At 59.8% G+C, this 11,474-nt stretch carries 9 protein-coding genes and 1 pseudogene; 5 read left to right on the forward strand and 5 right to left on the reverse strand.

Annotation, left to right across the window (positions count from 1 at the left end; all coding sequences use genetic code 11):
• The 5 genes and pseudogenes from C0V97_RS09100 to C0V97_RS09120 all read left to right on the forward strand — a co-directional run.
• Positions 1 to 189, forward strand: a pseudogene (locus C0V97_RS09100) (FAD-dependent oxidoreductase); the annotation flags it as partial.
• Between the two features lie 98 nt (positions 190 to 287).
• A complete protein-coding gene (gene thiS, locus C0V97_RS09105; protein ID WP_127102304.1) occupies positions 288 to 485 on the forward strand; it encodes a sulfur carrier protein ThiS in 198 nt (65 codons plus the stop codon).
• A gap of 3 nt (positions 486 to 488) precedes the next feature.
• Complete coding sequence (locus C0V97_RS09110; RefSeq protein WP_127102305.1) at positions 489 to 1,262, forward strand: thiazole synthase; 774 nt, start codon at positions 489 to 491, stop codon at positions 1,260 to 1,262.
• Positions 1,259 to 1,870, forward strand: a complete 612-nt coding sequence (locus C0V97_RS09115; RefSeq protein WP_127102306.1) for a thiamine phosphate synthase — start codon at positions 1,259 to 1,261, stop codon at positions 1,868 to 1,870. The genes C0V97_RS09110 and C0V97_RS09115 overlap by 4 nt, the downstream gene beginning before the upstream one ends.
• Before the next feature lie 105 nt (positions 1,871 to 1,975).
• A complete protein-coding gene (locus tag C0V97_RS09120) occupies positions 1,976 to 4,564 on the forward strand; it encodes a cation:proton antiporter (RefSeq protein WP_127102307.1) in 2,589 nt (862 codons plus the stop codon).
• Between the two features lie 260 nt (positions 4,565 to 4,824).
• Here C0V97_RS09120 and C0V97_RS09125 read toward each other — a convergent pair whose 3' ends face one another.
• The 5 genes from C0V97_RS09125 to C0V97_RS09145 all read right to left on the reverse strand — a co-directional run bounded on the left by C0V97_RS09125 (position 4,825) and on the right by C0V97_RS09145 (position 11,468).
• The gene (locus C0V97_RS09125) at positions 4,825 to 6,333 is read right to left on the reverse strand and encodes a SpoVR family protein (RefSeq protein ID WP_127102308.1); all 1,509 of its coding nucleotides are present in this window, start codon (positions 6,331 to 6,333) and stop codon (positions 4,825 to 4,827) included.
• Positions 6,330 to 7,640, reverse strand: coding sequence for a YeaH/YhbH family protein (locus C0V97_RS09130; RefSeq protein ID WP_127102309.1), 1,311 nt, complete (start codon positions 7,638 to 7,640; stop codon positions 6,330 to 6,332). Before C0V97_RS09130 ends, C0V97_RS09125 begins: the two co-directional genes overlap by 4 nt.
• Before the next feature lie 20 nt (positions 7,641 to 7,660).
• Positions 7,661 to 9,607 carry a PrkA family serine protein kinase gene (locus tag C0V97_RS09135; RefSeq protein ID WP_127102310.1) on the reverse strand — a complete coding sequence of 649 codons (1,947 nt, stop codon included), beginning with the start codon at positions 9,605 to 9,607 and terminating at the stop codon, positions 7,661 to 7,663.
• 296 nt (positions 9,608 to 9,903) lie between these two features.
• A complete protein-coding gene (locus C0V97_RS09140; protein WP_127102311.1) occupies positions 9,904 to 10,689 on the reverse strand; it encodes an MBL fold metallo-hydrolase in 786 nt (261 codons plus the stop codon).
• Positions 10,686 to 11,468: a TatD family hydrolase gene (locus tag C0V97_RS09145; RefSeq protein WP_127102367.1), complete on the reverse strand. Its 783-nt coding sequence runs from the start codon at positions 11,466 to 11,468 to the stop codon at positions 10,686 to 10,688. The genes C0V97_RS09140 and C0V97_RS09145 overlap by 4 nt, the downstream gene beginning before the upstream one ends.
• Positions 11,469 to 11,474 lie beyond the last annotated feature (6 nt).

Below are 11,474 nucleotides of genomic sequence, written 5' to 3' on the forward strand. Positions count from 1 at the left end.
CCGGCTTTCGCCGAAGCGGAGATCATCGAGGCGAATGCAGGCATACGACCGTCTTATCCTGATAATGTACCCCGTGTGCATTGTGACGGGCGTCGCATTACCGTCAATGGTATGTATCGCCATGGCTTTCTGCTGTCGCCTGCACGCGCAGCGGAGGTGGGTCGCATCATTTTCCCGGGAACGTCCTGATCCCGCTGCGGGACCGGTCGTCCTGATGTCATGAAACAGGCAGCGTACACCTGCCTTCCCGCCGCGCGTTGCGCACAGACGAATTTGGAGGAAACGCCTTGCAGATAATCGTGAATGACGAGACAAAGCGCATCAGCAGTCGCTATCTCTCTGAGATCCTGATCGAGCTTGGCTATGGCGGATCGAAGGTGGCGACCGCAATCGATGGGGTTTTTGTTCCCCGCTCGGCCCGGTCGGGTAGAGAATTGCAGGAAGGCGCGAGGCTCGAGATTCTCGCCCCGATGCAGGGGGGCTGATCGATGCGCGCTTATGGAACTGAACTTGCTTCGCCCCTGATGCTGGGAACCGCCCTGTATGACAGTCCCGCTGTCCTGGCGGCCTCGGTCGAGGCGGCCCGTCCCGGGGCGGTGACGGTGTCATTGCGTCGAGAGTCGGCCGGCGAGCAGGCTGGCCAGGCCTTCTGGGAACTTGTACGCGGGCTCGACGTGCCTGTACTGCCCAATACGGCGGGCTGTCATACCGTGCGTGAGGCCGTGACGACGGCGCAGATGGCCCGCGAGGTTTTTGACACTGACTGGATCAAGCTCGAGGTGATCGGGCAGGGCGATTTGTTGCAGCCCGATGTCTTCGCTCTTGTGGAAGCTGCCCGCATCCTGACTGAAGAGGGCTTCAAGGTCTTTCCCTATACGACGGAGGATCTGGTCGTGGCCGAGCGGTTGCTGCGTGCCGGTTGCGAATTGCTGATGCCGTGGGGCGCGCCGATCGGGTCGGGCAGGGGGCTCAATAATCTTTTCGGCCTGCGCGCCTTGCGCGCGCATTTCCCGGAAATACCGATGGTGATCGATGCAGGCATCGGACGCCCCTCCCATGCCGTGACGGCGTTCGAACTTGGCTATGACGCCATTCTGATCAATACGGCAGTCGCGAAGGCGGGTGAGCCCGTCGCCATGGCGGAGGCCTTTCGCTTGGCGTGCGACGTCGGCCGCCTGGCTCGTAAGGCCGATCCCATGGAGGAACGCGACATGGCGGTGCCCTCTACGCCCACCCTTGGCAAGGCAGTATTTGCGTCATGACCAGCCGTCTTCCGTCTCCCATTTACCCAGTTGTCGATCACCCGCGTTGGGTCGATCGCCTCGGCGCGGCCGGGGCGCGCTTCATTCAGCTGCGCTTGAAGAACCTCGATCCGGAAACGCTGCGCGCCCAGGTGATCGAGGGACAGGAGGCCGCAGTGCGCCACAACGTGCGCCTCGTACTGAATGACTGCTGGCAACTCGCCATCGAGCTTGGCATCGACTACATCCATATCGGGCAGGAAGATCTCGACACGGCTGATCTCGATCAGATCAGGGCAGCGCGCATTGCCTTTGGGATCTCGACCCATTCGCATGAGGAGCTCGCGCGCGCCCTTTCGGTCGCCCCTGATTACGTCGCCCTCGGTCCGATCTGGGAGACAAAGCTCAAAAAGATGATCTGGGACCCCCAGGGTGTCGAGAAACTGGCGGAGTGGCGGCGTCTGATCGGCCCGGATATGCCCCTCGTGGCCATAGGCGGGATCACCCTCGCGCGCGCGACCTCTTGTATCGCAGCAGGAGCCGATAGTGTTGCCGCCGTGTCCGACTTCATCGCTTCAGACACGCCCGAAGCTCAGGTGCAAGCCTGGCTCGCGGCCTGCGGCCACTGAAAAGACTTAATATTTCTTTCAGGATGGCAGACGAACCCTCGCCGTTGCGGGGAGATTCGCGTATAGGATGTGGGTAACACAAAAAATGAGGGAGAGCGCGCGCCCATGATGGTGACGGGACTGGCTGCCATTATTCTGGCGCTGGCGCTGCTGATGGTTCTGATCAGCGCGGTACAGCCTTTGGCCCGGCGGCTTGAGGTTTCGGAAACCGTTCTGCTTGCGCTGGCCGGCATCGGTATTGGTGCGGCGGCGGATCTGCTGCTCCGCTCTTCACTCACCGAGATTTTCGACGGTGCCGCAGAAACACTGCTCTATTTCCCGATCAATAGTGAAGCGTTCCTGCTGATATTCCTGCCAATTCTGGTGTTTCAGGGGGCGCTTGCGATTGATGTGCGCCGTCTTGCGCATGAAACGGCCACCGTTCTGCTTCTCGCGGTCGTCGCGGTTCTCGTCTCTACGCTCACCATTGGCATGGCGCTCTACCCCTTCGCGGGTCAGACACTGGTCGTCTGTCTGCTTCTTGGCTCTATCGTCGCCACGACAGATCCGTCTGCGGTGGCGGGGATCTTTCGTGAGATCGGCGCTGCGTCGCGTCTGACCCGTCTGGTTGAGGGCGAGGCACTGCTCAACGATGCTGCGGCCATTGCGATTTTTTCGATCCTCCTCGCCTCGGTGACGTCTCACCGTCATATTGAACTCGGCGAGACGGTGATCGATTTCTTCGCGTCCTTTGGTGGGGCGATGGTTGTTGGTGTTGCTGTCGGGCGTCTCACGCTGCTTCTGATTGCAGGGCTCGGCGGATCGGCGGCCGCAGAAATCACCCTGACACTGGCCCTGCCGTATGTCGTCTATATTCTCTGCGACGAATTCCTGGGATTTTCGGGGGTGGTTGCAACCGCGGCTTCGGGGCTCACGCTCTCTGTCTATGGACCTTCCACCTTCAGACCGCAGGTCTGGCGCTTCCTGAACGAACTCTGGGTTCAGCTCGTCTTTTGGGCTGGTTCGTTGGTGTTTGTCCTGGCATCCATGCTCGTGCCGCGCCTCCTGATCGGTATGACGCGCTGGGACTGCGTTTTGATCCTGATCGCGACGGTGGCCGGGATGCTGGCGCGAGGCGCGGTGGTATTCGGGTTGCTCCCCATTCTGGCGGCCTTCAAGCTCTCACCACCGGTGCCGGCGCCATTCAAGACCACTATGGTCTGGGGTGGGTTACGCGGCGCCATCACTCTGGCGCTTGCCCTCGCCGTCACCGAAAACCAGCGCGTTTCCACCTCTACCGCGCATTTCATCGGCATCATTGCCACAGGTTTTGTGCTGATCACGCTCCTCGTGAATGGTACGACGCTGCGATATCTGGTGGTTTTCCTCAAGCTTGACCAGTTGCCCGCCATCGATCAGGCGATGCGCCATCAGGTGCTCAGCAGCGGTCTGGCGCAGGTGGCGGAGCGTACGCATACGCTCGCCGATGAACTCGGCTTTGGGGCAGGGACCCAGAAAACGATCATCGGGCAGATCGAGCGACGCGCGCAGGAGGAAAGCGAAGCCAACACCTTTGATACTGCTCTGGGCGACCGTCAGCGCGTGACCCTGGCGCTGATCACTATCGCCAATCGCGAGCGCTCATTGCTGCTGGATCTGTTTCGCATACGCGGCTTGTCACGCCGGGTCATGGAAACCCTGCTGCGCTCATCCGAAGCTATGGTTGATGGCGCTCGGCTGGAGGGGCGCTACGGTTACGTACGCGCCCTGCGCCGCAGGCTGCGGCCCACCATGCGTTTTCGTGTGGCGCAGATGCTGCATCGGCGCTTTCATATCGATCAACCGCTCATGTTCTGCATGTCGGAGCGCTTCGAGATGCTTGTCATCGCGCATCTGGTTTCGCTCTCGCTCATGCGCTTCATGCATGAACGGCTGGAGCCTACGTTGGGCACACGCATTGGGGAGATCGTTTCGGAGGTTCTTGGTCGCCAACGCCGTATGCTTGATGACGCCTTGGAGATGATGCGCCTGCATTATCAGGGCTATTCCGAAGCACTGGAGAGCCGCATCCTGCACCAGATCGCGCTGCGCCTTGAGGAAGAGGAATATGATGAACTCCTGTCGGATAACCTCGTCAGTGAGGAGCTTCATCGCGAGCTGTTGAAGGACGTCGAGAAGCGTCAGGAGCGCCTGGAGAAGCCTCTGCGCTTCAACCTCAAGAGCGGCATCGAACAGAGGCTGCGCTCTTTCCCGGCTTTTCGGGGCGTGCCAGATGGCGTCCTGCACGATCTCGCCATGAACATCTCGCTGCGTTTTGCCTCGCCGGGTGAGGTATTGCTGCGCCGCAATGGCAAGATCAAGATGGTCTACGCTGTCGTGGCCGGTCTGGCTGAGGTGCACATTGCCGAGCAGGACGTGCAGTTCGGGGCAGGGGATTTGATCGGGGCGGCACCGCTCATCAACGAGACATTCTCACGTGGAACGGTGCGGACACTCCAGTTCTGCCATCTGCTGGCGATCCCGGCCTCGCTCTTTCGTCGTCTGGTCGAGGAATATCCGATCGTGCGCCGCACCATTGATGAGCGCGCCGAGGCGCGCCTGGCGGAAGGCCACAGGCTCTCGCTGGTGCTGGGAGGGGACAAGGAACCTTTCATCCCGGCGAGGGAACTGATCAAGGCGGGAAACCGGGAGAGCCTCAACGAAAGCAACAGCTGAGACGTTGTTGCGGCTTGAAATCTGCCTCATGTTCGTTTGCGTTTGATTTGCTCCATGGTGGGTAGATCGAACTTCATAGGGCAAGGTTTGGATCCATCCCGCAAAGCCCCTCTACCGAATATCTGAAAGTTCGATAAGATATATTATGCCAACTCGCATATGGCCCGATCTGCGATCTGGCCGCCATTTCTGCCGCGCACTGCGATCGTGATCGCCATTCTGGCTGCGCGCGATACACAGTCGCGCAGCCAGAATGCGATTCACGCCAAGGCGTAGCTGCCAAGTTCCGCGCCAGTCTGACTGTCAACTTCCTTCAGAATGACGCCATAACCCCAGAGCGCGCCGAGATGTTCCAGTGTGAGCCTTGCATCCGTAGGTTGCAGAAGCTTTCCTGGACGTGTGCGGTGCTCCAGGCGCAATATGCGGTCCCCTGTCAGGTCCGCCCCGACGATCTCGATCTCCTCAGCCAGCAAACCCGGATCGTAAGAGGCCGCTACAGAGCGCCGGATGTCGCGATAGCCAGGATCGTCATGAATGGCGTCGACGAGGAGATATGGTTGAGACAGATCGTCCTCGAGCCGGAACAACCTGAAGTCGCGCATAACCTTTGGTGACAGGAACTGCTGCACGAAACTCTCGTCACGATACTCCGCCCAAGCGTGATGAAGCGTGCCGATGGGATCCTGGTTGCCCGCATGCCCGGGGAACCAGCGTTTGTCCTCCTCTGTGGGGTCTGTGCAGACGCGTGCGATGTCGGTCATCATCGCGAAGCCCAGCGCATAAGGATTGAAATTGGGCCCTCCCCCTTCATCAAAGCCACGCTGGGTGATGACGTTGCTGGTCGAGTGGATCACCTCCAGAATGGCAGCGTCGTCGATCAGCTTCTTGTCATGCAGGCGATGCATGATGAAGTTGTGCACCCAGGTGGCGCAGCCTTCATTCATCAGCTTGGCCTGCGGCTGCGGGTAGAAATACTGCGCGGTCAGCCGGACGATGCGGATGATTTCACGTTCCCAATTGGCCAGGCGCGGTGCGTGTTTCTCTAGGAAATAAAGAATATTTTCTTCAGGCAGGCCGAGACTCGCACCTTGATCATCCGCGTCGCTGCCGGTCTTCGCCTGATGCTGCGCCTCGGGGAGTGTGCGCCAGAGATCGTTGAAGTTCTCATCCTCATAGGCACGCCTTTCCCTAGCGCGCTCCTGCTCCTGACGCAGATCGAGCCGCTTGCTGCCTGTATGACGGTCGACGCCCTGGCTCTGCAGGGCATGGGCGGCGTCAAGGATCCGCTCGACCGCCCTCACCCCATATTTCTCCTCGCAGCGGGCGACGTAGCCTCGCGCGAATTCGAGGTAGTCTAGGATCTGGGTTGAGTCGGTCCATTCGCGGAAAAGCCGGTTATTTTTGAAAAAATGGTTATGGCCGAAGGCTGCATGGGCAATGACCAGCGCCTGCATGGTGGCCGTGTTTTCCTCCATCAAATAGGAGATGCAGGGGCTGGAATTGATCACGACCTCATAGGCCAGGCCCATCAATCCCCGTTTATAAGCGTTCTCATGCGAGACGAAGCGCTTGCCCGCCGACCAGTGCGGATAGCTGATGGGCATGCCGTGAGACGTATACACATCGAGCATCTGCTCGGAGGTAATGATCTCGATGCGATTGGGATAGGTATCGAGCTTGAGCTCCTCGCTCGCTATGCGGTCGATCTCCCCATAGCAATCCCGCAATGTCGAGAAAGTCCAGTCTGTGCCGGTGTAGAGCATGGTCATTCCCCTGCCCGTTCAGCCGCGCGTCGGGCGAACAGATCCCTGAAAACCGGAAAGATGTCGCGTCTGTCCTGAACCTGACGCATGGCCAGTTGTGGCGTTGTATCGGCGATCGCCTTGTAGCCGCGCCATAGATCGGTCTCGCTGCGCAGCAACGCACCGCCCATGCTTACCTCGACATAGGCGAAATACTGCACTACTGGCAGAATTGCCTCGGTCATCAGGCGATTGACCTTGTTCATGTCAGACGAGATATTGTCTCCGTCCGAGACCTGGGCGACGTAGATATTCCACTTATCGGTGGGATAGCGCTCGGATTGTACCTGATGCATGAGGTCGAGCGCGGTCGAGACAACCGTGCCGCCGGTGCGCGGGTCTGTAAAGAAGACGTCCTCATCGACTTCTTCCGCCGTCTCGGCATGGCGAATGAAGACGATCTCCAGCTTTTCGTAACGTTTTTCGAGAAACACATGCAGCAGCATGAAAAACTGCTTTCCCAACTCCTTCATCTTTTCGGTCATGGACCCCGAGACGTCCATAATACAGAAGATTACCGCCTGCGTGGTAGGCTTAGGCACAGGGGTAAAGCGTCGATAGCGCAGATCCACCGGGTCGACCCAGGGGATACGGGCGATACGCTGGCGAAGCGCATCGCGCCCTTCGCGCAGTTCCTGAAGCTTCAGAAACTGGCTGTCTGTGAGCGGTCTTTGCGCCTCGAGCGCTGAGATCTCCTCCTCGACATCGAGTAATTCCTGAGGCTTGGGGCGCTTGAGCCCGATACGGCGTCCCATTGAACGCCGCATGGTCCGTCCGAGATCGATCTGGGACGGAGAACCATCGCTCGTCAGGCCTGAACGGCTCGTTGCGAGAGAAGTGGTCGAGGCGATTTCGCGTTTGACCAGATCGGGGAGTTCGAGATCGTCGAAGAAGAGATCCAGAAATTCGTCCCGCGAGAGCACAAAGCGATAGGCGTCTTCGCCGCCGCCCTGATCGCTCGCGCCCCTCCCCTCGCCGCCTCCCTCTCCTTCCCCGCCTGGCGGGCGCCGCAACCTGTCGCCCTTGACGAACTCCTTATTGCCGGAAAGGACGAAATGACGTGTTCCCGCGCTGAATTGCCTATGGAAGCTAGGCTCGTGCAGGACATCTGCCGGAATTGAAACCGCGCTATCCTGCCCGATCTCGCGAATGCGCCCCTGGGCCGCAGCGTCGCGCACTGCGCTCTGGATGGCTTGGCGCGCCCTGGAAAGGACGCGCTGGCGGTTTTCGGTGTTCTTGCCGTGCGGGTTCGGGCGTCTGTCTATGATTTCCATGAAACGCTCCGTGAGAGAGGTCAGGCCGACTGCTTGACGCGCATGTACCATTCGACGAGGCGCCTCACCTGACGCTCGGTATAGCCGCGTGCCACCATGCGGCTGACAAACTCATCATGCTTTCGCTCGCTGGTGCTGTCCTTTTTTGACCCGAAACTGATGACGGGCAGCAGATCTTCGACCTGGCTGAACATGCGCTTCTCGATTACGTCGCGGATCTTCTCATAGCTGGTCCATGACGGGTTGCGCCCGCCATTGCTGGCCCTCGAACGTAGCGAGAACTTGACGACCTCGTTTCGGAAATCCTTGGGGTTCGCGATGCCTGCCGCCTTCTCCGTCTTGCTCAGCTCAGCGTTGAGCAGATCGCGATTCATCAGCTGGCCTGTATCGGGATCCTTGAAATCCTGGTCCTCGATCCAGGCGTCGGCATAATCGAGATAGCGGTCGAACAGGTTCTGACCGTAGTCGTTGTAGCTCTCCAGATAGGCTTTCTGGATCTCATTACCGAGGAACTCGGCATAGCGGCGTGCGAGATCGGATTTGAGTGAAGCGAGATAGGCAGCCTCGGTTTCAGCCGGGAATTGTTCACGCCGCACCGCTTGCTCCAGCACATACATGAGATGCACGGGATCGGCTGAGATTTCGGAGGCATCGTGATTGAAGGTGGCTGAGAGAACCTTGTAGGCAAATCGCGTGGAGATCCCCTCCATACCCTCATCCACACCTGCGCTGTCCTTGTACTCCTGCATGGCGCGCGCCTTGGGATCGGTCTCCCGGATGTTCTCGCCGTCATATACGCGCATTTTCGCAAATTGCGTGGAGTTGGGATGGGTCTTGAGGCGCGAGAGCACGGCGAATTGTGCCAGCATCTCAAGCGTGTGCGGCGCGCAGGGCGCATCGCCCAGTGCCGAGGACTGAATCAGTTTCTCATAGATCTTCGACTCTTCGGTCACGCGCAGGCAGTACGGCACCTTGATGACACAGACACGGTCGAGGAAGGCCTCATTCGTCCTGTTGTTGCGGAAGGACTGCCACTCCGCCTCGTTCGAGTGCGCCAGAATCACACCTGTGAAAGGGATCGCGCCAATGTTCTCGGTGCCGACATAATTGCCCTCCTGAGTGGCTGTCAGCAGTGGATGCAGCATCTTGATCGGCGCCTTGAACATCTCGACGAATTCGAGAATGCCCTGGTTGGCGCGGTTCAGGCCGCCAGAGAAGCTGTAGGCATCGGGATCGTTCTGACTGAAGTTCTCGAGCTGACGAATATCGACCTTGCCGACCAGGGCCGAGACATCCTGATTATTGTCGTCCCCGGGTTCGGTCTTGGCGACCGCAATCTGGCGCAGCTTGGATGGATTGAGCCTGACAACGGTGAAGCGTGAGATATCCCCGTCGAAATCCTCGAGACGCTTGAGCGCCCAGGGGCTCGCAATGCCGGTCAGCACACGGCGGGGGATATTATATTGTTCTTGCAGCGAGGTGGCGAAACGCTCCGGGTCGAACAAGCCAAGCGGACTCTCGAAGACCGGACTGATCTGCTTGCCGGCCTTGAGCACGTAGATCGGTTCGCGCTCCATGAGCGTCTTGAGCCGCTCGCCAAGGGAGGATTTGCCGCCGCCAACCGGGCCGAGCAGGTAGAGAATCTGCTTGCGCTCTTCCAGACCCTGCGCCGCGTGGCGGAAGAAGCCCACAATCTGTTCCACCGCATCTTCCATGCCATAGAAATCGGCAAAGGCAGGATAGGTGCGCACGGTGCGGTTCATGAAGATACGGCTGAGCCGCGGATCGCGCGCCGAATCAAGCATGACGGGCTCACCGATGGCCTTGAGCATGCGTTCGGCGGCGCTTGCATAGCAGCTGGGGTCTTCACGGCACAGAGACAGGTAGGAGGCCAGCGACATCTCTGTTTCCCGACGTTCCTCACGAAAGGAAGAAGCCAGCGTAAAGACGTCCGAGAATGAACTCATGACTCGTATGCTCCGATAGATCCTGCCACTGGGCCGGGGGGCGAAACGGTCACACCCACCGATAGAGATGCAGGCGATAAGTCGGGAAGTCAGGCTATGGGGAACGACGAACGGCGAAGCGACGACAAAGGGTGCGGAGCCTCGAATTGCCCCGACATTACGTAAGACTGACCCGGAAATGCCGGATTTGAGGGGAATTCATGCGGTGTCGAACAGTACCGGACTGACCCGATATGATGACGCTATCGCGATGTCGAACCGCGCTTCAACAAAAAACTGGTTAATGCAAAAAATTTTCAGACGGTCAGGGTAAGCCCATCATAACCCGGCTCTATCCCCTTGGGCAGGCGTTGCCGCAGCGTCTCGAAATCCAGTGCCGGGCCCATATGCGTCAGGATCGCGCGCTCCGGCTTGAGCCTCTCGCACCAGGCGATGACGAGATCGACCCAGGCATGGGCCACATGGGGTTCATATTGAAAGCACCCGACAATCCAGGTCCTGACGCCCGTCAGCGCGTTCAGCGATTCCTCGCTCAGATGCTCGACATCGGTGGAATAGGCGAAATCGCCGCAGCGTATGCCGATTGTGGGAATGCGGTAATGACGCTGCTCGAAGAGCTGTAGATCGAGATCGCAGAGCTGCAGGCGATCTGTGGTTGTGATCAGATGCGGTTCCGGTACAGGGCGGAAAAATCCTGTGCCGGTCCATGGGCGAAAGGCATAGCTGTAACGTGCCTCAAGCTCACGCATGACGGTCTCGGTCGCGTAAAGCGGCAACGGCGCGTCAAGCATACGGTTGATGGCCCGTAACTCATCCAGCCCGGCCACATGATCTGCGTGCTCATGGGTGTAGAGCACGGAATGCACGACACCGATCTTCTGACGCAGCAACTGGGCGCGCAGATCGGGGCCGGAATCGACTAGAAGGCGTTTGCCGCTATCGGCCTCGATCACAATGGACGAACGCGTACGTTCGTTACGCGGGTTCTGCGGGTCGCAGGCCCCCCATATCCCCTCTCCGTCAGCGCCCCCCACCATGGGAACACCGCCGGAACCGCCACATCCGAGGATGGTGACTTTCATGCGGCGCGCCGGAACAGGGCGTGGAAATTGCGCGTCGTCAGCTCGGCCAATGCCTCAGGCGTCAACTCGCGTTCCTGAGCGAGGCGTGCTGCCGTATAGGCAACGTAGCCTGGGGTATTGGGCTTGCCCCGCTTCGGGACCGGTGCGAGGAACGGGCTGTCGGTCTCGACCAGCAGGCGTTCAGCGGGCATGGCGCGGGCGACTTCGCGGATCGTCTCGCATTTGGGAAAGGTGAGCAGGCCGGAGAAGCTCACATACCCCCCGAGATCGATGGCCACGCGCGCGAGATCCATCCCCGAGGCGAAGCAATGCAGCAGGAAGGGAAACGCTCCCTTGGCATGTTCGTCACGCAATATGGCGGCTACGTCGTCATCGGCTTCGCGGGCGTGGATCACCAGAGGCAACCCGGTTTCGCGCGCCGCAGCGATATGCACGCGGAAACTGGCCGCCTGCGCAGCACGCAGCGGTACCCCGCCATGCAGGTAATCGAGACCTGATTCGCCTATGCCGATCACGCCTTCCGGCTCGGCCAGCCGGACTAAGGTGGCGAGCTCGGGGGGCTCCTCCTCATCCACATGATCCGGATGCGTGCCAATAGCGCACCACACCCGAAGCGCAGGCGTATCGAGGCGCGTCAGATCGATCTGGGTCTGGGCGCACGATAGCCGGGTGCCGATCGTCACCATGCCGGACAGCCCGTGCTCCTTGGCGAGAGCAAGCGCCGCAGGCACATCATCGAGCCGGTCGAGATGGCAATGCGTGTCGATCAGCCCCGTCATGTGCGC

It is taken from the genome of Asaia sp. W19, assembly GCF_003994335.1.
Classification (GTDB): Bacteria; Pseudomonadota; Alphaproteobacteria; order Acetobacterales; family Acetobacteraceae; genus Asaia.

What these genes read in the sequence shown, in the direction of transcription:
- C0V97_RS09135 (WP_127102310.1), bottom strand. Translation starts at nt 9,607, where the DNA reads ATGAGTTCATTCTCGGACGTCTTTACGCTGGCTTCTTCCTTTCGTGAG.
- C0V97_RS09115 (WP_127102306.1), top strand. Translation starts at nt 1,259, where the DNA reads ATGACCAGCCGTCTTCCGTCTCCCATTTACCCAGTTGTCGATCACCCG.
- C0V97_RS09120 (WP_127102307.1), top strand. Translation starts at nt 1,976, where the DNA reads ATGATGGTGACGGGACTGGCTGCCATTATTCTGGCGCTGGCGCTGCTG.
- C0V97_RS09130 (WP_127102309.1), bottom strand. Translation starts at nt 7,640, where the DNA reads ATGGAAATCATAGACAGACGCCCGAACCCGCACGGCAAGAACACCGAA.
- C0V97_RS09110 (WP_127102305.1), top strand. Translation starts at nt 489, where the DNA reads ATGCGCGCTTATGGAACTGAACTTGCTTCGCCCCTGATGCTGGGAACC.
- C0V97_RS09125 (WP_127102308.1), bottom strand. Translation starts at nt 6,333, where the DNA reads ATGACCATGCTCTACACCGGCACAGACTGGACTTTCTCGACATTGCGG.
- C0V97_RS09145 (WP_127102367.1), bottom strand. Translation starts at nt 11,468, where the DNA reads ATGACGGGGCTGATCGACACGCATTGCCATCTCGACCGGCTCGATGAT.
- C0V97_RS09140 (WP_127102311.1), bottom strand. Translation starts at nt 10,689, where the DNA reads ATGAAAGTCACCATCCTCGGATGTGGCGGTTCCGGCGGTGTTCCCATG.